This is a genomic window from Serratia aquatilis (assembly GCF_044865145.1).
GTDB lineage: Bacteria > Pseudomonadota > Gammaproteobacteria > Enterobacterales > Enterobacteriaceae > Chania > Chania aquatilis.
On the sequence record NZ_CP173186.1, the window covers coordinates 62,119 to 83,334 of the forward strand.

Here is a 21,216-nt window from a genome sequence, read left to right on the forward strand (position 1 = left end):
CAAGGGTTAACCCGCTGGCAGGATATCCATCCCGTTTGCGGGGGCTGTAGGCAAAAAACTCCCCAGCGCATCCCCCACGACACGGCCAACAATCTGCAGCATGTCCATCATATCGATGTCGTCAAACATCAATACATCCTGGGAGAACACCGGTGACCATGTTTTGCCGTTCTGGCGTGACACCACAGCTAAGCAGGGGTAAATCACGGCATTACAGTCTTCATCGCTCATGCTTGAGATAACCTCTGCCATTTTCGGCAGTAGGGTTTCCATGCTTGTGCCGCCGTTTTTTATGTTTTTAGGATCCCCAATCACCCCCATCAACATCGGCAGGAGCTTGCGGGATAAGCGGAACTGGGCGAAAACGTCCATTTTTGCCACGCGGTAGTGGTTGTCTTTCAGTTCAAATTCCACCGTTAAAACTCCCCAAGCACTTGATCAATTTTGCCGCAGTCGAATACCCAGGTAACGGTGTTACCCACTTTGGCATTGGCATGATCGGGTTGTTTTTGGAATGCCACACTGCGCGCTACCGTAGTATCACCAGAGGCGCTGTTGCGTACCGTAATCACGTTATTGCCCCATAATGCCGACGACTGGCTCTGTGCGTTATACGCCAGCGAGAGCTTTTTGTTGGTGGGTGAAGTTTTCAGCAGCGTGACGGAAAGCGTGCCGCTTTTACCCGCGTGCAGGCTATGCATTACCTCGCCGTCAGCCCCAGCCGTCATGGTATTCTTGGCTTCAGCCATCGTAACGGTGATCCCCTCTTCTGAGGTGGCTGAACCATAACCAAGGTCGATAACTCCCGTCGGACCAACCAGGCTGGCCGAGACGTCAATAAAACTGTAAGTAGACATGTTCGCTCCTTAGCGATTTACGTTGATGATCACATCGGCAAAGTGCACCGCGCCAGCCAGCTTGATCGCGCATTGGATCACTGGGGCAAGGCGTTTTTCACGTTCGGCTTGCGCCTGTTCGGCGATTGGGTTGGCGTAGGTGTAATAACCTTTTGTCAGGGTATCCCCAGGTTGCACGATGCCCACAGGCCCACCATTCCATACCCCTGGCGCCACCAAACCGTTATTTGCTGCCTGAGCCAGTGAGGCTTCTACGTTGGTCAGCAAGCGGGTTACGCCAGTGTCGGTCTGTGGGATCTTGCTGGTGCTGGTGTACAACAGGTTGAACAGGTTGTTCTGGACAAAGTTCTGCAACCAGTCCAGCCCGTGGCGCTCATCGATAAAATCGCCGTTACACATTACCCCTGGCTGGATAATGGCTGTATCGTTGTTGTAGTTGACAAATACGTTGCAGTTTTTTTCTGCCAGGGCGTTCGCCTGCGTCTGGGTTAATGTTTCGGCGGCGATACCGGGTTGCTGTTTAAACTTCAGGGTGATGGTGGTGTTATTGCCGTTAAAATTGACGCTGAAGGCGCGGCCAAATAGTGAAGCGGCAGCATAAGGGGTAGTACTGGAATATTGCACAAAGGTGCGAGAAAACTTCCTTGCCTTCAACAGGCTGGTAATATCACCGCTAGCGGCAAAGGCCGAGAGATTTGTCGGGGTACCCGCGACGACAGGCTCTACCAGTAGACCATTTTCATCTTCTGACTGGATAACGACGCTTCTCTCGGTAAGCAGGTAGGCTTCCAGCCCTGCGGGATCCTGCACGGTGTGGCCGTAGATGCGTGATACGCCATCAGCCTCGATAAATGCTGCCACGGCCAGGACATCATCATCATTCAGGTTGGTATTCGCGATAACCAGGCCGTACCAGGCGGTAGAGATGTTCGCCAATTCAGCGATGCAGGCCTGAATACTTTCTTTCTCTTGGCGGGGGATCAGGCGTGCGCCGGTATCTTGTGCCAGCCCCATTAACTCTGATAGATCGGTTCCCGCAGTACCCGGCGTTGCGAAGGTGACAACGGAAGCGGCGGTAGTGGTCTTTGAAGCAACCATAAACTGGCTGCCATTCCAGGTTACGGTGGCGTTGCCCAGTGCGCTACTCAGTTTGAGAGCAACCCCGTTGAGGTTGGTTTCTGCTGAAAAGTCGAGTGCGCTCACTGTCTTGGCGGTACCATCAATGGTGATCTTCAGCGCCCCATCTTTTACCGCAGTAAAACGGCTGAGGTTTTTTTGTTCCGTGGTCAAGACCGCCCCACGTAGCATGGCTGCGGTATCAGTTTCTAACCAGCGGGCAATAAAGAGCGTTACCGGACGAGGCGATTGCTGATAGTACAAATTGGCGGCGGCATACTCCGGCGTGTTCATGCCAAAGTCTGTTGCCACTCCTGAAATATCGCTGTAGGCGCGGATCCGTTCACCGGCGTCGATCACCGGTGAGGAACCGACCACCAATAATGCGCCAAAGTTACGCGACTGCGCGGTGCGAGCGCTCATATTGATTGTCGCATTGACAATGTTGGATACGGGTAATCCCTGTAGTGACATGTTTTAATCTCCAAAAAATTTAACGGGTGCGGCCACCAGCGATTTAACGCCGTATTCGCGGATTTCTTTGCGGTGCAACTGAACTTTCAGATCGTAGCGGCGTACCCACTGGTCCTTAACCAGCTTGGGTGCGGACACCACCGCGCCGTAGGACTCACATGACAGCCCAGCAGCGTTCAGTTCGGCATTGTTTTGCGGGAGAGTCAGACCGTCACGGAACAAGCGTGCAAAGTGCTGACCGTTGGGACCGTAAAAGCTGATTTCCACTTCAACGCCGTCGTGCCGCCAGAGCGCTACGCTGTCGTCAGACTGATTGACCAAGGCTGGCGCGGCATCGGTAGTCAGGGTCATCACCCCCAGATCGCACCAATCCACATCTGCGGCGGGCTGTGGTGGTTGTTCCGGTAGCCAACGTAAAAGTACCGAGGCGGCTGGTAACCCGGAAACGCCGCACACCCACCGGCTCAGTAATTGTTCCAGCGCCAGATCATCCAGTTGGAGTGATTGCCGCGGGGTCAAATAGCCGGGTTCGGTGCTGTTATTCATTCACTTTCCCTCCGCCGAATGGCAGCAATTGACAATACATCCACATAAATTCGAGACCGTAAGCGACACACGAGTCGGCCAGCGTTATTGGCATGTTGTTAATTCCTGACAAACGTAAGTGATAGGGCACAGTGCAAAGGGGTTGTTGACCCATCTGCACGTTTCGCCACTTCGTGGAGACAATGGCGGGATAAACAGGCTTTCCATAAAGAACTTACCGATCGGTCCCTATTCGGGGTCGGTGGGTGATTACGTCGCTCACCCGATGCGTCTGCTTGTGTGGTTTCCTACCAAATGTACTGTTTATGCATACAGCCTATGCGTGATTAGCAAATGCGTCAAATGCATATTTGCGGAATTAAATGCGTACGCACTTAATTAATTGAAATGTTTGGTTAACTATTTTTGCGCGGTAGGGGCTGCTTTGGTACTCAGCACGGTATAACGGACAAAACCCAGAAAGAAATCTTTCTGGGTCAATGGGATAGAGGTAGCTAGCAGATTTTAGGGAGGGGTATTACCAGGTGGAAGATGACCAGAACACTCGGCCAAGAATGACCAACTGTTCTTTTCTTTGCTGATAAGAGAGCTGTTCATCAGCAAATTCTTCGCGATTCATTGACCGAATAATCACACCGCCATCGGGCTGTTCTATCAGGTACTTAACGCGTAATAAATCGCCATGGCGTATGCCATAGGCTTTACCATCCCTGATCCTGGTATCGTCGGTGTTTATACCAACAACATCACCATCGGCCAGGCGCGGCTCCATACTGTTGCCTATCACGCGAACGAGTTTCGCAGCCGCTGCTGAAATCCCCAGCTTGTGTAGATAGTAGCGGCGAAAAATCAGTGCAAACTCTTCTTCTTCAATAAGTTCCATGCATCCGCTTCCAGCAGAGAAATGAACATCGATCAGCGGTATTTCCACAAACTCTTCACTGTCTTGCTCCCCTTCTTCCCACACTGTCGCTTTTAGCCTGGTAGGCTGAATATCGGACTCTGTCGACGGTTGCTCGAAAGGGAGGTCTGGCTTAAACAGGTCTGCAACTGGGCAGCCAAAGAAATCAGCAATCTTTCTGATCATTTCATCGCTATAACCTTGCTTAGCCCTTTCAAGACGCGAGATATTACCCACGTCACTGCTTATGGCGTTAGCGAGATCGGCAATGTTTAACCCCTTTTTGATGCGGAGATGCCTGATGTTACGACCCACGGTGGGATCGATTTCTTTGGGGAGTTTCTTTTGGTTTTCCATTTTGTCATTTTTTCATTAATGTGCGTGATACGCAAGGTGCAGCACGCACATTAACGACGCCCCAAAAGCCCATCCTCTGTTCTAAATAATTCGTGTTGCGTGAAGGTGGTAACGCGGTGAGTCCCCAGGAGCTTACTTAGGTAAGTGACTGTGGTGAGCGATGAAAGCCAACACAAATGCAACTCGAAGTATGACGAGTATAAATACATAGCCATTCTGCTAAATGGCGTGTGTGCAGTTCACATTCGCTAAATGTGGCTGGACCAGCATAGCCCAAGTTAATTAAATATTGTTTAACTAACAATTGTCACCTTGCCTTTCTACCGGTATCATTCGCTCAATTTTCACTCAGCGTATTTGGTGTTGCCCTCACTTGTTTATTCACTCCTGATGAGAGTTTTCTTGGGCGGCAAGGCATTGCTCAATCATTGCTATCAACATATGTGCATGACTGCCAGATACCGGCGGGTGATTATTTTGTTTAAATTAATTAAAGGTTACAAGGATGAATCGTAATAATGCTCGCGACTTGGCGCTATTTTTCAAGGCCGGTCTCTTCTGTTTGGCAGTACAACCTGTGGCGCTGGTGTCGGCTAACATGCTCCCACCCAACGCGTCACAGAATGCTGCAGCCATTGATGCCCAAGAGCAAAGTCGTCAGCAAGAGCGTGAACGGGCAATACAGCAGCAAAATAACCCAGAAACCAACGTTCGACTGACCCGGCCAAGTGTTTCACTACCCGATTACCCGGCCAATGAATCCCCGTGCTTTACCATTAACCGTTTTACGTTGGAAGGGGACTCAGCCAACCGTTTCCAATGGGCACTTGACGCTGCCAATGGTGCTAAAGGCCGTTGCCTGGGATCACAAGGGATCCTGCTGGTGATCAATAAAGTGCAGAATGCCCTTTTGGAGCAGGGTTATGTCACCACGCGTGTCATGGCACAAGAGCAGGATCTCACCAAGGGTGTATTTACACTCACCCTTCAACCAGGCCGCATTGCCAATATCCGCTTTGCTGAACCGGTATCTTATCGCGCCAGATTATGGAATGCCGTCCCAGCGCGTTCCGGGGATATTCTCAACCTACGCGATATTGAACAGGCTCTGGAGAACTTCAAGCGAGTTCCCAACGCTGAGGCGGATATCAAGATTGTGCCGGGTTTGCAAGAAGCGACCAGCGATCTGCTGATCACCTGGAAAGAGAACCGTCCGGTCCATCTCAGCCTCGGGCTGGATGATAGCGGCTCTGAAAACACCGGCAAATATCAGGGTTCTGCCACCCTTTCCATAGATGCCCCCTTTGCTCAGAACGATCTTTTCTATGTCAACCTGGGCCGAAGCCTGTTCCGCGATGGCCCCTACGACAGCCGTTCCCATACCGTCAACTACAGCATTCCTGTTGGTTACTGGGGCTTCGCAGCCAACTACAGCGACTACAACTACAACCAGAATATCGCTAATGCCAACGAGATCCTCACCTACAGCGGAAAAAGTGAAAATGCCCAGTTTACGGTGTCGCGTTTGCTGTTCCGTAATCAGGCCCACAAAACCACGCTCAACATGCGTGGCTACCGCCGTCACTCGACTAACGCAGTTGGCGACATTGAACTTACACAACAAGAACGGCGTGTAACAGGCTGGGAGCTTGGGCTTAACCAACACAGCTATCTCGGGGATGCCACCCTCGATGCCAACATCAATTGGCGGCGTGGGATCGGCGCTTTTGGTGCGCTGCCTGCACCGGAAGAAGCTTATAACGGTGGAACGTCTCGCCCCAGCATGCTGATGGGCGATATCAGCTTCAACCAGCCTTTCCTGTGGGCTAGCCAATCCTGGCGTTTCAACACCAGCCTGCGCGGGCAATGGAGTAATCAGCCACTTACACCACAAGATCGCCTGACGATTGCCGGGCGCTACACCGTACGCGGGTTTGACGGCGAGCAGAGCTTATCCGGTGAAAAAGGCCTGATCTGGCGCAATGAACTGGCCTGGAAGATGCTGGCAAGTGACCATGAACTGTATTGGGGGCTGGATTATGGCCGGGTAGATGGCCCCGGAACTCGTGATCTGGCAGGGAAACAGTTGGCAGGTAGCGTACTGGGCCTGCGTGGAGCATTGTGGCAACGCTTCAGCTATGACCTGTTTGCCGGCGTTCCGCTTTACAAGCCAGAAAGCTTCCACACCTCGGGTGTGACCACCGGTTTCAGCATCAACCTGCAAATCTAGCCACTACGGCAGACCAGAAACAACAAGCAGACACCTTTTTACTTATTTAATAGATTTATTAGAGAATTTGCTCCATGAATAAACATTGCTACCGCATCATTTTCAGCCGAACTCAAGGTGAGTTGAGAGTGGTATCCGAACTGGCCCGCAGTTGCAGCACCCAACCCGGGCAAAGCCGTGGAACGGGTGCCTCCCGCCTGTGGGTAACGCTCCGTCCTGCCCTATGGCTGATTGGTCTCATTCTGTTTGCCGAACCCGTATTGGCCAACGGTATCGTGGCAGATGGTCAATTGGCACCCGCACAGCGCCCTGAGGTGATCAATACCCAGAACGGGCTGCCGCAGGTCAATATTAATGCGCCAAATCCGGCTGGAGTATCGCATAACCAGTACCAGCAGTTCGATGTCGGCCAGCAAGGTGCGATCCTCAATAACTCTGCGGTGATGACCTCCACCCAACTGGCCGGTTACATTCAGGGGAACGCCAAGCTTGACCCGAATGCGGCCCCTGCCAAAGTCATTATCAATGAAGTCAACAGCAACAACCCTAGCCAACTACGCGGTTTTCTGGAGGTCGCGGGCGGTAAGGCGCAAGTCGTGGTGGCAAACCCGTCAGGTATCATGTGTGACGGCTGCGGCACCATCAATGCCGGGCGCATGACCCTCACCACCGGTAAACCGCAATTGAATGCGGATGGTAGTGTGGCCGGTTATCGGGTCGAACGCGGAGTGATCCAGGTTCAAGGCGGTGGCCTTAATGGTGACCCGCGCCACGACACCGAGTATGTCGATATTCTGGCACGAGCAGTGCAGGTGAACGCTGGGGTTTGGGCGCGAGAGGGCGTCTCTGTGACTGCGGGGCGCAACCAAATTAGCGCAGATGGCAAAGTGATCGATGCCCTGCCGGGTACAGACGGCAATGCCCCTGAATTGGCGATCGATATGGGGCAGATGGGCGGTATGTACAGCGGCCACATTCGCATGATTGGTACAGAAGCTGGGGTTGGCGTGCGCAATCAGGGTGGGCATTTGCAGGCCGAAAAAACCCTGGTAGTGAACAGCGAAGGTAAACTGACCTGGCAGGCTGGCACGGCAGAGCCTTACACTCAGGCCGGAGGGGACATTACCCTTACGGCCAGAGATAGCGTTGAACATCATGGCAAACTGTATAGCGGTGGTCAGCTCAGTGTGCAAAGCCGCCAGGGAGGGATCAAGCAATCCGGCACCTTGGCAGCGGGTGGTAATGTCACGCTGCAAGCCGCACAGGCCATAGATAGCAGAGGGCATCTTTTGGCGGGTAGTGATGCAAACAGCACCCTGGTCCGCCCGGCGGATTTAACGCTTGAAAGCCAGTCAGATATTCATGCCGGTGGCAGCCTGATGAGCCAGAACAAGGTCAGCGTTACTGGCCGCAGAGTGGATATCAGCCAGAGCCGTCTGGCGGCCAAGCAGGCGGTATTGACGTCGTTTGCCGGGGATGTAGCGCTGCAACAGGCGCAGGTTGATAGCCAGCAGCTCACCGTAAACAGTCAGGGTAATCTCTACTCTCAGCAGGCGCAAATCCGTGCGGGCAACTGGCAAATCACCGCCAACAGCCTGTTCAACCAGGCGGGTATCTGGTCACAGGTGGGTACTGGTGAAAGCCGCTTTGCCCTCACTAGTGCACTGGATAACACCGACGGTAGCATTGAAACTCAGCAACTCAGCCTGAATACCTCAGTTCTCAACAACTTGCGTGGTCGGCTGGTGGCGTTGGATGGCACGGCACAACACTGGCGTGTCAGCGCTCTGCTGGCTAACCAGTCCGGGGTTATTGGCAGTAACGGCAGCTTGCAACTGGATATAGGTGGTTTAGATAACCTGCATGGCACACTGCAAAGCCAGTCACACCTGACACTTACTACGCAGCAAGGGGCGGATAACCGCCATGGCAAGCTATTATCGGGTGGTAATCTTACCCTGAACAGCCAGGGCACGCTGAACAACAGTGCCGGTGAGATCCGTGGTCAGAACCTGCAACTTGCTACGCAGGCGCTGAACAATGCGCAGGGCCAGGTGATCAGCCAAGGACGACAGCAGCTTGACGCTCGTCAGTCGATCGATAACCAGCAAGGGCTGATAGAAGCGGGCGATACGCTGGATATCAGCACTACAGGGAACTGGGATAACCGTAAAGGCACCGCACTGGGGGTAAAACAGGCCAAAGTCACTGTAGGCAGCCTGGACAATACGGCGGGCAAGTTGCAATCCGGCGGTGAGTTAACACTCAACACTACCGGCAACGTTAATAACCAAGCGGGTACGTTAACGGCGCAGCAGAACCTCTATTGGCAAGGCGGAGCACTCAGCCTGTTTAATAATGATGAGGGCAAGCTGTTAAGCGGCAGCGCGCTGTCACTGAATGGCGGACAGTTGAACAACCGCCAGCAAGGTTTGATACAAAGCCAGCAAGCGCTGACATTGAACCTTAGCGGTGCATGGAACAACCAGAGCGGGAAGCTGGCCAGCGGCGGTAGCAGCACGCTGCGTGCGCTCAGCCTGACCAATATGCAGGGTGAAATCCAGGCGTTAGATAGCCTGGATATGCAGTTCACCCGCGAGTTGGATAACCGCAGCGGTAACATCATCAGCCAGCAGGCACAGCGCTTGCAGGCCGAGAACATTTTTAACACCCAAGGGTGGATCGGTAGCCTGGGTACGCTGACGACGATCAGCCAAGGTTTCGACAACAAACTGGGGGAAGTGGTCAGCCAACAGGATGCTGACTTGGCTGCGACCAACTTGAATAACCAATACGGCACCATGCAGTCTGCCGCCAATCTGGTGTTGCGTGTTGCTCAGGACATCACCAATCAGGGCGGGAAGATCGGTGCTCAAGCCCGTCTTTTGCTGCAAGGGCTCACCAGCGGTGCGCCTGCCGGAGTGCTATACAACGCAGGGGGGCAATTGCTAGCGGGTGAACAGCTATGGATAAGTGCTCAAGGCATCGATAACCAGCAAAATGGCCTGCTTTATAGCCAAAAACAGCTACAACTGACGCTAAGCGATACGCTGGATAACCGTCTGGGCAAAGTGCAAAGTGGTGAAGGGATGCAGATCAACGCATTACAGCTGCTGAACACGCAAGGGGTGATTGACAGCCAGCAACAGCTCGGTTTGCAGCTCCTTGGTTTGCTGGATAATCAGCAGGGTACGCTGCGTGCCAATCAGGCCCAGCAAATCTCGGCTGAGCGCTTACTGAACGCGCAAGGCGTGATCAGCAGCTTGGGTAATCTCCAGCTTACTACCAACCAGTTTGACAACGTTGCGGGCATGGTGATCAGCCAGGGTGAGGGCGATTATCACTTCAACGCGCTCGAAAACCAGCAGGGTAAAATCCACAGCGGCGGTGCACTCACACTGAGCGGCGACAGTGTGGATAATCAGGGTGGTCAATTAGTCTCTAGCCAGGCACTGTCGCTCAATGGCGAGAGTGTAGATAATCGCAACCAAGGGGTTATCAGCAGCCAAGGCGCATTGACCGTTAATGCCCAGCAGGTGAACAACCGCGACGGTGGATTGCTGATTGGCACCACACAGACCGAAATAAATGCCCGCACGCTGGACAATACCGCCGGGCGCGTGCAAAGCGCGGGCACCCTGACCCTGTCAAAGCTGGACTCGCTGGATAACCGCCAAGGATTTATCTTGGCTAATAACACCACGAACATCAGTGGTGGCTCCCTGTCGCTATTTAACCAAGGCGGCACGGTCCAAAGCGGCGGTGGGTTAACGGTTGCCACCCAGTGGCTCGATAACCAAGGGGGAACCCTGCTCAGCCAACAGGCGCTGCAGCTTAGCGTACAACAGGATTACACCCATCGCGCTGGGGATACTATCAGCAGTAACACGGCCGTGACCTTCAGCGTGGCAGGCGTGTTGACCAACCTGGCAGACTGGCTATTACCGGGCGATCTGACGATCCACAGTGCCCATTTGACCAACCTGGCTAGCCTGGTGGGTAACCAGTTACACCTGACCACCGGAGCGTTGGTCAATCAGGGGCGTATCGAAGCCGATACGCTGACCCTTGATGTTGACAACCTGGACAACCAGGCCACGCTGATGGCGGACCAACTGGCGATCAACAGCCGGGTCATCGACAACCATGGCCGCCAGGCGCTGATTGCTGCCACAGAAAACATCAGTCTGATGACTGGTGAGCGGTTGACCAACCGCGACGGTTCGCTGATATACAGTGCTGGTACGCTGCAGCTTACCAGCGGTGACCTGATTGAAAACCGAGCCAGTAATATTGAAGCGGAAGGGGATCTGACCCTGACTGCCAAGCGTTTTGACAACCTGCGTGAAGGGCTGGAGATTGCGCGTGAAGCAGAGAGCAGCGAATACAACTGGCACCGTTACAACTACTACTGGCGCTCTTACGATTCCGGGGTAAATACCGATCTGAGCACTATGGCACCGACCACCCAACAGTTGACCTTCCGTGACGATGCAGCTGCCGTGAGTAATCCGTACGGCACGCTGCTGAATATTGATGCCGCCACCAAAAGGGCGGAAGTGCAGGTGAAGGACAATAATGGCCAACTGATCAGCCTGTGGGTGAACTATCTGACCCTTATTCCGAATGCCGACGGCAGCTACGCCATGACGTTCTATGAAACGCGTGGTTTCCGGCAGAATACCGTACCGACTCCTTACCAGAACACGGTATGGCGGGAGCATGACTGGGGATCGCTGGAACAATGGAACCCAGAGTTGCATATTGATATCGCCGCTGCGCCGTTTGTGACCGACTACAATAACTTCCGTGAGCGCTCGGTAACCGGTACGCTGACCAGCGACAAACTGATCTCTGCCGGTATTGGGGCCAACCTGCTCTCCGGCGGCAATATGACCTTGCATATTGGCGAGCAGTTGCTGAACGATGCCAGCACCATCAGTTCCAATGGAAACCTGGTGATTGATGGCACGGCCAACATCATCAACCGGGGGTATTCGGTGAATGAGCGGCGACAGGAGGTTATGGTCGATCACTACGACCGTGACACCAACCACTGGTACCCAACCAACAATCTGGATGAAACCACCGTCTTGACCACTATTGACGGGGTGATCAGCGGCTACGGCAATGTGACGATCGGCGGTGCACACCTGGAAAACACCACGGTCAACCAGGCTCAAATCAGCGCGGTCGATGCCGCGCAGAATGCTGCTGTGGCCGAGCGTGCCGAATGGGAGCGCAATCCATTGGCTGTGAACGTCGATGGCGGTGACTGGCAGGCGGCCGATACTGGTCTAGCGGGAAGCAGCCAGCCACTGACGCCGGGGGAACTGGCGTTAACCGACAAACAGCACCTGGCTAGCGTGGCGACGACTATTCCCAATAATGGCCTGTTCCGCCAGCAAACGGCGGCAAATAGTCCGTTCCTTGTAGTAACCGACCCGCGTTTTGCCAACAAAAACAATTTCCTCAGTAGTGACTATTTGCTGCAGCGCGTGGGGTATGACCCAAGCCAGGTGCACAAACGCCTGGGGGATGGTTACTATGAGCAACGGGTAGTTCGTGAACAGTTGCTGATGCTGACCGGCAGGCCATCGTTGAAAGGCGATGATGCGATGGCGCAATACCAGGCTTTGATGAATAACGGCATCAAAGTGGCGGACGATTTCCAACTGGTGCCGGGCATTGCGCTCACGCCATCACAAATTGCTGCTTTGCAGCAGGATATCGTCTGGCTGGTAAGTGAAACGGTTGAGACAGCCGAAGGACCGCAGACCGTTTGGGTGCCTAAAGTCTATCTGGCTAACAACACGGTCCGTGTAACTGGCGATGGTGCAGTGATTGCCGGGGGCAACCTGCAACTGTCTACCGGCAGTATCAACAATGCGGGCAACCTGTTCGCTGACAAGGCCATGAGCATTGATACCGGCACCTTCCTGCACCAGGGGGGCGATATTCGCGCGGACTCGATCAATGTGCAGGCCGACAGCATCAGCCTGAGCACCAACCTGCAGGATGCGTTGCGCCAGGCGAGCATGAGTGCGCGTGAGCTCAGCCTTAGCGGCGGCGATATCAGCCTGCAGGGGGCAAAGCTTAGCGCTACTGAAAACCTTAGCCTGAGTGCCAGCAACAGCATTAACATCACCACCGCGCGCAGCACCACCACGGCAGATGTGAGTGTTATCTCCGGAGCAATGGGTAACCGTAAACGCGAGGGGATGGAAGAGGCCGGTGAGCGGATGGCCCAGGTCAGCGGTGAATGGCAGCAGGCATTGGGCAGCAGCCTGGAGGCAGGGGGCAACCTTAGCCTGAAGGCGGGCCAGGATATTACTTTGCAAGGCAGCCAGGCCAGCGCTGGGGGCAAAGCGCAGGTTCAGGCGGGAGGCAATGTCTCGTTACTGGCGGATACCACCACCAACAGCACGCATCTGGAGGCTAATAGCCGCACCTCAACGGTTAGCAACAGCCGCCAGGCAGATACTCTTCACACCAGCGGATTAAGCGGTGACAACGGCGTCACCATTCTGGCTGACGGCAACTTTGTGGCTGAAGGGGCACAGGTTGAGAGTGCATCTGGCGGTATTGGGTTGAGCGCACAGCAAGTGACCATCAAGGAAGCGCGTCAGCAGGTAAGCGACAGTGACAGCGAACAGAACAAGGTGGGTAAATCGCAAAGTCAGCGCCAGAGCGAGATCACCAGCGACACTGGTCATGGCAGTCGGTTCAGTGCTCAAGAGGGCGTGACGGTGATTGCCGAGCAGGGAGATATTCTGCTGCAAGGTAGCACAGTGCAAAGTGAAAAGGGCAACGTTGGACTGAAGGCGGCGGGGGACATCTCGCTCAATGCCAGCCAGGATGAACAACATCTGACGCAGTGGGGGAGCAGTGGGAGTAAAAATGCCCTGAGCAGTACCGCAACGGGCAGTACTTTGGCTAGCGGCGGCGATCTGAACCTGGAAGCTGGGCGCGATCTGAACTCGCAGGCGGCTGCGATGGTGGCGGATAACGATGTCAACCTAAGCGCGGGGCGCGATGTTAACCTCAATACCCAGCAGACTCGTGAGTACAGCGAGAGCCAGGGTGGTGGCAGGCAACAGGTGGACGATGTTATTCGCCAGCAGAGCACCGAGATTGCCAGCGGGGGCAATACTACGCTGCGTGCGGGCCGGGATGCGGCCCTGAATGCGGCGCAGGTGCAGGCCAGCGGCGACGTTGCGGTGAGTGCCGGGCGGGATGTCACGCTCAACAGTGCCACCGAAAGCGACTATCATTTCTTTGAAGAAACCAAAACCAAGAAAGGCTTCCTGTCGAAGACTACCTCGCATACGGTACGGGAAGACTACGCCACGCAGGAAAAAGGATCGATGCTGAGCGGCGACAACGTATCGCTGTTGGCAGGCAATGACCTGACGGTGAAAGGCTCATCGGTGGTTGGTGACGGCAAGGTGGATCTGCAGGCAGGCAATAACGTCGAGATTGTGGCTGCGACCGAAGAGCAATCAAGCTACCGGTTGGATGAGAAGAAAAAGAGTGGCATATTCAGCGGCGGCGGACTGGGGTTCACCATCGGCAGCGCCTCATCACGCCATCAGGTGAACGAAGACGGTATCACCCAGAGCCAGAGTGTGAGCACCATCGGTTCGACCGGTGGGGATGTGAATATTGTGGCGGGGGGCAAAGCGCATATCGGTGGTGCTGACCTGTTAGCCAGCCAGAACCTGTCGGTTACCGGCGATAGCGTGCAGATCGACCCAGGCCATGATATCCGTCGCCGCGATGAAAGCTTCGAGCAGAAGAGTAGCGGCTTGACCGTGGCACTCTCGGGTGCGGCAGGTGGCGCGGTGAATACGGCGGTGAACACCGTTCAGCAGGCCCAGAAAGAAACCGATGGTCGTCTTGCCGCCTTGCAGGGCACCAAAGCGGCGCTGTCTGGCGTGCAGGCCGGTCAAGCGGTGGCATTGGAGCAGGCCAAAGGTGGCAATATCAACAACACCGTGGGGGTCAGTGCCTCGTTGGGGAGCCAGAAATCGTCCTCGGAGTCCCATTCGCAGTCGAATACGGTAAGTGGCTCGACGCTGACGGCGGGCAATAACCTCTCGGTGACCGCTACGGGTAAAGGCCCTGCCGCTAATAGTGGGGATATTGTGATTGCGGGCAGCCAGTTGAAAGCCGGTGGAGATACCACGCTCAGCGCTGAACGCGATATACTGCTCAGCGGCGCAGCCAATACCCAGCAGAGCAGTGGCAAGAACAGCAGCAGCGGTTTCGGTGTGGGTGTTGATGTATCAACGGCAGGCGTGATGGCCTCGGCGAACGCCAACAAAGGCCAAGGCTCCGAGAACGGCAACGGCACGCAGTGGACGGAAACCACTGTCGACAGTGGCAACAAAGTGAACATCACCAGCGGACGCGACACCACGTTAAGTGGCGCGCAAGTCAGCGGTGACAGCGTGAAGATGGACGTCGGGCGCGACCTGACGCTGAGCAGCCAGCAGGACAGCGACCGTTTTGATGCCAAGCAGACCAGCGTATCGGGCGGTCTGTCGGTGCCGATTGGCCCAGGCACCGGCGGCGCACAGTTCTCGACCAGCCGTGACAAGTTGCAGAGCCACTATGATAGCGTGCAGGAACAGACGGGCATCTTCGCGGGTCAAGGTGGGTTCGATATTACGGTGGGGAACCACACGCAACTGGACGGTGCGGTTATCGCCAGCACGGCCCCGGCAGAGAAGAACAAGCTCGATACCGGCACGCTTGGCTTTAGTGATATCGAGAACAAGGCGGAGTTCAAGGCCGAGCACCAAGGGGGCAGCTTCAGCACCGGCGGCAGCCTGTTGGGTAACGTGCTGTCGAACAGCAACAACCTGTCGCTGGCGGGTGCCAACAACAGTGGGAATGCCGAAGGGACAACACAGGCGGCGGTGAGTGATGGCACGATCACCATTCGTGACCCGGCGAACCAGCAGCAGGATGTGAATGACCTGAGCCGTGACACCGAGAATGCCAACGGCAGTATTGCGCCGATCTTTGATAAAGAGAAGGAGCAGAACCGGTTGCGGGAAGCGCAGCTGATAGGGGAGATTGGTGGTCAGGCGATGGATATCCTCCGCACCCAGGGGGATATCAACGGGCTGGAAGCGGCGCTGAAGGCCAATCCGACGCTGAAAGGTGATGAGAAAGCGCTGCGTGACACGCCGGAATACCAAGCCGCAATGCAGAAATACGGCACCGGCAGCGACCTGCAGAAAGCGGCTCAGGCAGTAACGGCGGCGTTGCAGGGGTTAGCTGGCGGGAATATGGCTGCGGCGATTGCGGGGGGATTAAGCCCGTATGCGGCGGAGCAAATCAAGGCGTACACCAAAGGTAATGATACCGCCAACGTGCTGGCCCATGCGGTGTGGGGCGCGATAGCGGCAGAAATGAGCGGCAACAGCGCGGCGGCAGGTGCAGCGGGTGCAGCCGGTGGCGAACTGGCGGCGCGTTATCTGGTCAGCCAACTGTATCCGGGCGTGAAGCCGGAAGACCTGAGCGAGGAGCAGAAGCAGAATATCAGTGCGCTGTCGACCTTGGCGGCAGGCTTGGCGGGTGGTGTGACGGGTGATAGCAGTGCTAACGCTCTGGCGGGTGCTCAGGCGGGTAAGAACGCGACGGAGAATAACTACCTCAACGCCAGTGATAAGATCCGTCAACAGCAACTGGAAGCCAAACTGGCCAATGGCACGATTACTGATAGTGAAGTAAAAGATCTGGCTGAGCTGACGCAAAAGGATATTACCAGTGATGCAAATCTGAAGAATGCTTGTGCCAATGGAGCCAGTGCGGGCTGTGTTAATGAGCTGAAACTGGCGTTTGCTGCCAAAGACAGTTATCAGGGTTATGCGGAATACCAGACCTATTACGACTTACGCGACCAGTTCCCAGAGGAAATGGCAAAGTTCGGCGATTTAATCGGGGATTACTCGCGTGATCTGCTCAAGCTGATAGACCAGGGTTATACGCCTGAACAGGCCAAGGCCAAGATAGCTGAGGATGCCGCCTACGCAACCAAATACCAGCAGGCAATCAACGAGGTTCCTGGCTGGGCCAAGATAGCCATGACCATCCAGGATACGGTGGGGATGGTTTATGGTGCTAAGGCTGCGGGGTTCACTCTGACAAGGGTGACGGAAGCCCAATTAACGCCTTTTAGACAGATGGTAATTGATGTTCGGGCTGGATTATCTTCAAAAGTAAAAAATTCTGGTAATGCTGCTGTTGCTGAAATTGATATACCTGGTATGCCAAAGCAGATGGCAGCACATAGTCGAGTCGATAATGCTGGTAAAGGGTTGGTAGGAGAAGGAAGTCAGAATTTCCAATACCAAACATTGAAAGCTAGTGATGGTAGGCCTATCGATAGGAACACTGACTCTGAATATAAAATTCTTGATAACCTTGCAGACCAGTTAGGTAACAACACTTCAGCGAAAGGAAGTGTAACCATCTTTACTGAGCGCCCTGCCTGTGGCAGTTGCTTAGGTGTGGTAAATCAGTTCCAGAAAAAATATCCCGGTATTCAAGTTAACGTCTTGGATAACAATAACATGTTATTAACCCCGAGGAATATAAAATGAGTGGTTATCGTGTTGATTATTATGAAATTAAAAAGGATTTTTTAGAGTGTTGCTATGATGGCTGTCGTCAAAAGTTGAAAAATATTGCTAGGGGTACTTCGGGGGTGCCACAAGATGACGATGGAGTAGGATATGCTTCTTATCAATATGAGGAGGTCTATCAACTCCCTATCGAACAATTAATGTTAGCAGTTATTAACCTAATACTAATGGCTGCGCGTGGCCCTGAACATGTTGAAATGTTCCATCGAAAAAAAATTAAACAGATTTTATCAGCCCATCCTCTTGATGAGTTACTAAAAGAGTTAGGGGGAGAAGAACGTGAAGACTTATTGTGTGACATGAAAGCGTTGCAACTAATATAGTCAAACACCCCCGGCCAACTGGCCGGGGTTCCTACATCTAAGCCTTGAAAATCTCCACTTCCCGCCGCTGCAATCGGATCATACCGGGGGCGGCGGTGACTTCCAGTTGTTCAGCACTGGCAATGCCGGACTCGTTGAGCCAGTCGCCAGCAATTACCAACTCGCCGTTTTCCCGCACCCAATCCGCGCCAAGATCCGGGCGGTGTTGGCTGGCTTCGCAGAGTTGTTCCCAAACGGCTTCATCGGTGACGGGGGTGATCCACAGCGTGTGGTTCTGGAGCGTCAGTTGTAACGGGGTGCCGCAGGTAAAACCGAGTGTCGCCAGCGTATTGCCTGCCAATATCAGCTCAGGGATCGGTTCAGGGGTAAAGGTGATGTTCATGCGTTCCCCCCCGTGGTGGGCGCCGTGCGGATAATCAGTTGGCCCTGTTCGGCAATAATGCTGACCGCTTGCCCGGTGGTGAATCCCAACTGTTCCAGCCATCTTCCCCTAATCGTCAGTTGTGGCGGCGGGTTCGGTCTGCCACCGTTGGGGCGGTAGCCCACAATGCTCTTACGGGCTTGGGGTGTGGCGGGTTGTGACGTAGAATCTGCTCTAAAGTGCCACATATCGGCGATAGCGTGCAGATCGATCCAGGCCATGATATCCGTCGCCGCGATGAAAGCTTCGAGCAGAAGAGCAGCGGCTTGACCGTTGCGCTGTCTGGCGTGCAGGCCGGTCAAGCGGTGGCATTGGAGCAGGCCAAAGGTGGCAATATCAACAACACCGTGGGGGTCAGTGCCTCGTTGGGGAGCCAGAAATCGTCCTCGGAGTCCCATTCGCAGTCGAATACGGTAAGTGGCTCGACGCTGACGGCGGGCAATAACCTCTCGGTGACCGCCACGGGTAAAGGCCCTGCCGCTAATAGTGGGGATATTGTGATTGCGGGCAGCCAGTTGAAAGCCGGTGGAGATACCACGCTCAGCGCTGAACGCGATATACTGCTCAGCGGCGCAGCCAATACCCAGCAGAGCAGTGGCAAGAACAGCAGCAGCGGTTTCGGTGTGGGTGTTGATGTATCAACGGCAGGCGTGATGGCCTCGGCGAACGCCAACAAGGGCCAGGGCTCGGAAAAGGGCAATGGCACGCAGTGGACGGAAACGACAGTCGACAGTGGCAACAAAGTGAGCATCACCAGCGGACGCGACACCACGTTAAGTGGCACGCAAGTCAGCGGTGACAGCGTGAAGATGGATGTCGGGCGTGACCTGACGCTGAGCAGCCAGCAGGACAGCGACCGTTTTGATGCCAAGCAGACCAGCGTATCGGGCGGGCTGTCGGTGCCGATTGGCACTGGCGTCGGTGGCGCACAGTTCTCGACCAGCCGTGACAAGTTGCAGAGCAACTATGATAGCGTGCAGGAGCAGACCGGGGTCTTCGCGGGTCAAGGTGGGTTCGATATTACGGTGGGGAACCACACGCAACTGGACGGTGCGGTTATCGCCAGCACGGCCCCGGCAGACAAGAACAAGTTGGATACCGGTACGCTGGGCTTTAGTGATATCGAAAACAAGGCGGAGTTCAAGGCCGAGCACCAGGGGGGCAGCTTCAGCACCGGCGGCAGCCTGTTGGGTGACGTGCTGTCGAACAGCAACAACCTGTCGCTGGCGGGTGCCAACAACAGCGGCCATGCCGAAGGGACAACACAGGCGGCAGTGAGTGATGGCACGATCATCATCCGTGACCAGGCGAACCAGAAACAGGATGTGAATGACCTGAGCCGCGACACCGAGAATGCCAACGGCAGTATCGGACAAATATTTGACCGCGAGAAAGAGCAGAACCGGCTGCGTCAGGCGCAGTTGATTGGGGAAATCGGTGGGCAGGCGATGGATATCCTCCGTACCCAGGGGGATATCAACGGGCTGGAAGCGGCGCTGAAGGCCAATCCGACGCTTAAAGGTAATGAGAAAGCGCTGCGTGAAACGCCGGAATACCAGAAAGCGATGAAACAGTACGGCACTGGCAGCGATGTGCAGAAAGCGGCACAAGCCGTCACGGCGGCGTTGCAGGGGTTAGCTGGCGGGAATATGGCGGCGGCGATTGCGGGGGGATTAAGCCCGTATGCGGCGGAGCAAATCAAGGCGTACACCAAAGGTAATGACACCGCCAACGTACTGGCCCACGCGGTATGGGGCGCGATAGCGGCAGAAATGAGCGGCAACAGCGCGGCGGCAGGTGCAGCCGGTGGCGAACTGGCGGCGCGTTATCTGGTCAGCCAACTGTATCCGGGCGTGAAGCCTGAAAACCTGACCGAAGAGCAGAAGCAGAATATCAGTGCGCTGTCGACCTTGGCGGCAGGCTTGGCGGGTGGTGTGACGGGTGATAGCAGCGCTAACGCTCTGGCGGGTGCTCAGGCGGGTAAGTCGGCGGTGGAGAATAACTATCTGAGCGTTCAGGAGAAGACAGAGCTTGAGTTAGCGAAACAGAAACTCCAGAACAGCAAAGATCTGGCAGAGCGTGAGCAGGCCCAGCAGAAAATCAATGAACTGCGTGAAAAGGATATCGCCAGCGATAAGGAAGTGATCGGTGCCTGTGGCAATGGCAATGCAGGAAGCGCGGCTTGTGCGAGTGCAAGACTGAAAGTTATCGCGGCCAAGGGGGAATACGAAACCGGGCCGTATAACTCAAAGGTTAGCCAGCAATACTCTGATGCTTACGGCCAGATAGTGAACCTACTGAATATCACTAGTGTTGATGCGCAGAATCAGCAGCAGATCCAAGACGCAATGATCAACTTCTTCATGACCACGAAAGGAGTTGATTACGCGACGGCCAAAGATTATGCCGAGTTGAAGCAAGGGGCAGATATTATTGTTGCTTCGCTCACTCCGGTACTTGGTGCAGCAGCGGCGAAACAACTTGGCAAGATTGTTGATGCGAATCTGAAGGTTGTGGCGAAAGGGAACGTTGACGGTAATAAGTTCAGTGATACTAACCAAGGAGCTAGACCTTCACAGTTGGCCGACTTTAATAAACCGACTCTGATCAACGATGTGGTACAGGCCAAGATAGATAAGCGCCCTGATAAAAATTACCCTAATGGTAATATGGGCACTGCTCATGCGGAAGTTGGTGTGATTCAGCAGGCTTTTGACAAGGGAATGACTCAAGGGCGTGAAATGGCTATGAGTGTCGCTGGCAAGGAAGTATGTAACTATTGTTTGAGCGATGTAAGAGCTATGGCAGAAAAGGCCGGATTAAAGTCACTGACGATATATGAAGAAGCAACAGGTAACGTTCTTTTTTGGCAGCAAGGTATGAACAAAATAGAGAACAGAGGGCCAGCAAAGTGATGGTGAATTATGAGCTTTCTCGTTTATGTGCAGGTGAGAAACATGTCAGGAATAAGTCTCCTTTATGGTCTGATGTGATCGATTTTTTAAACGTCTTGAAAAATAGCAGCGGTAGCGTAAATATCAGAATTATCAATGCGCCAGATGTTGGCCCTGAAAGACTCAGCGTTGAGGCAGAGAATGGTTTTTATCTGGTTACTCTGCTCGAATATGATGAATCTGGAGGGGATGTAAGATCCATATGGGATAAAACATCTTCGTCTGGTGGGAGCATCATGATTCTTGGTAATTACTGGCCTGAGCGTCAACTTACAAAAAACTTCGAGCTTGTTGTCAGGATCTTTAAGGAGTTCTTCGATACTGGCAACGTATCAACGGAGCTTCTGAACTGAGATCAGAATCCCGGCCAACTGGCCGG

General features: G+C 54.4%; 11 protein-coding genes and 1 pseudogene. 5 read left to right on the forward strand and 7 right to left on the reverse strand.

Annotated elements, in window-relative coordinates:
- Positions 1-6 precede the first annotated feature (6 nt).
- From SAQUA_RS00290 to SAQUA_RS00310, 5 genes are all read right to left on the reverse strand, one after another.
- The gene (locus SAQUA_RS00290) at positions 7-414 is read right to left on the reverse strand and encodes a phage tail assembly chaperone (protein WP_380678598.1); all 408 of its coding nucleotides are present in this window, start codon (positions 412-414) and stop codon (positions 7-9) included.
- A 2-nt stretch (positions 415-416) separates the two neighbouring features.
- Complete coding sequence (locus SAQUA_RS00295) at positions 417-857, reverse strand: DUF3277 family protein (RefSeq protein ID WP_380678596.1); 441 nt, start codon at positions 855-857, stop codon at positions 417-419.
- Between the two features lie 9 nt (positions 858-866).
- A complete protein-coding gene (locus SAQUA_RS00300; protein ID WP_380678594.1) occupies positions 867-2,447 on the reverse strand; it encodes a DUF3383 domain-containing protein in 1,581 nt (526 codons plus the stop codon).
- Positions 2,448-2,450: 3 nt separating this feature from the next.
- The gene (locus SAQUA_RS00305; protein WP_380678592.1) at positions 2,451-2,993 is read right to left on the reverse strand and encodes a hypothetical protein; all 543 of its coding nucleotides are present in this window, start codon (positions 2,991-2,993) and stop codon (positions 2,451-2,453) included.
- Between the two features lie 517 nt (positions 2,994-3,510).
- Positions 3,511-4,251 (reverse strand): XRE family transcriptional regulator, encoded by a 741-nt coding sequence (locus tag SAQUA_RS00310; protein WP_380678590.1) that lies wholly within the window; start codon positions 4,249-4,251, stop codon positions 3,511-3,513.
- A 505-nt stretch (positions 4,252-4,756) separates the two neighbouring features.
- On the opposite strand from SAQUA_RS00310, the gene SAQUA_RS00315 reads away from it, so the two are divergent.
- The 3 genes from SAQUA_RS00315 to SAQUA_RS00325 all read left to right on the forward strand — a co-directional run bounded on the left by SAQUA_RS00315 (position 4,757) and on the right by SAQUA_RS00325 (position 17,462).
- A complete protein-coding gene (locus tag SAQUA_RS00315) occupies positions 4,757-6,481 on the forward strand; it encodes a ShlB/FhaC/HecB family hemolysin secretion/activation protein (RefSeq protein ID WP_380678588.1) in 1,725 nt (574 codons plus the stop codon).
- Between the two features lie 74 nt (positions 6,482-6,555).
- Complete coding sequence (locus tag SAQUA_RS00320; protein WP_404413118.1) at positions 6,556-17,097, forward strand: hemagglutinin repeat-containing protein; 10,542 nt, start codon at positions 6,556-6,558, stop codon at positions 17,095-17,097.
- Positions 17,094-17,462, forward strand: coding sequence for a hypothetical protein (locus SAQUA_RS00325; protein WP_380679802.1), 369 nt, complete (start codon positions 17,094-17,096; stop codon positions 17,460-17,462). The genes SAQUA_RS00320 and SAQUA_RS00325 overlap by 4 nt, the downstream gene beginning before the upstream one ends.
- 37 nt (positions 17,463-17,499) lie before the next feature.
- Here the strand turns inward: SAQUA_RS00325 and SAQUA_RS00330 are convergent, their stop codons facing one another.
- Both SAQUA_RS00330 and SAQUA_RS00335 read right to left on the reverse strand, forming a co-directional pair.
- Entirely contained in the window at positions 17,500-17,844 is a 345-nt protein-coding gene (locus SAQUA_RS00330; protein ID WP_404413119.1) for a hypothetical protein, read from the reverse strand.
- Positions 17,841-18,104 carry a SymE family type I addiction module toxin gene (locus SAQUA_RS00335; RefSeq protein WP_404413120.1) on the reverse strand — a complete coding sequence of 88 codons (264 nt, stop codon included), beginning with the start codon at positions 18,102-18,104 and terminating at the stop codon, positions 17,841-17,843. Before SAQUA_RS00335 ends, SAQUA_RS00330 begins: the two co-directional genes overlap by 4 nt.
- Here SAQUA_RS00335 and SAQUA_RS00340 point away from each other — a divergent pair.
- Both SAQUA_RS00340 and SAQUA_RS00345 read left to right on the forward strand, forming a co-directional pair.
- Positions 18,075-20,798: pseudogene (locus SAQUA_RS00340) on the forward strand (hemagglutinin repeat-containing protein); the annotation flags it as partial. The gene SAQUA_RS00335 and the pseudogene SAQUA_RS00340 sit on opposite strands and share 30 nt — an antisense overlap.
- Positions 20,798-21,190: a DUF6911 family protein gene (locus SAQUA_RS00345; RefSeq protein WP_380671819.1), complete on the forward strand. Its 393-nt coding sequence runs from the start codon at positions 20,798-20,800 to the stop codon at positions 21,188-21,190. The pseudogene SAQUA_RS00340 and the gene SAQUA_RS00345, both read left to right, overlap by 1 nt.
- The last annotated feature ends 26 nt before the right edge of the window (positions 21,191-21,216 follow it).

Bases quoted from the DNA above. Each gene is read 5' to 3' on its own strand.
- SAQUA_RS00330 (WP_404413119.1), bottom strand. From the start codon at position 17,844: ATGAACATCACCTTTACCCCTGAACCGATCCCTGAGCTGATATTGGCA.
- SAQUA_RS00300 (WP_380678594.1), bottom strand. From the start codon at position 2,447: ATGTCACTACAGGGATTACCCGTATCCAACATTGTCAATGCGACAATC.
- SAQUA_RS00315 (WP_380678588.1), top strand. From the start codon at position 4,757: ATGAATCGTAATAATGCTCGCGACTTGGCGCTATTTTTCAAGGCCGGT.
- SAQUA_RS00345 (WP_380671819.1), top strand. From the start codon at position 20,798: ATGGTGAATTATGAGCTTTCTCGTTTATGTGCAGGTGAGAAACATGTC.
- SAQUA_RS00305 (WP_380678592.1), bottom strand. From the start codon at position 2,993: ATGAATAACAGCACCGAACCCGGCTATTTGACCCCGCGGCAATCACTC.
- SAQUA_RS00320 (WP_404413118.1), top strand. From the start codon at position 6,556: ATGAATAAACATTGCTACCGCATCATTTTCAGCCGAACTCAAGGTGAG.
- SAQUA_RS00325 (WP_380679802.1), top strand. From the start codon at position 17,094: ATGAGTGGTTATCGTGTTGATTATTATGAAATTAAAAAGGATTTTTTA.
- SAQUA_RS00310 (WP_380678590.1), bottom strand. From the start codon at position 4,251: ATGGAAAACCAAAAGAAACTCCCCAAAGAAATCGATCCCACCGTGGGT.
- SAQUA_RS00335 (WP_404413120.1), bottom strand. From the start codon at position 18,104: ATGGCCTGGATCGATCTGCACGCTATCGCCGATATGTGGCACTTTAGA.
- SAQUA_RS00295 (WP_380678596.1), bottom strand. From the start codon at position 857: ATGTCTACTTACAGTTTTATTGACGTCTCGGCCAGCCTGGTTGGTCCG.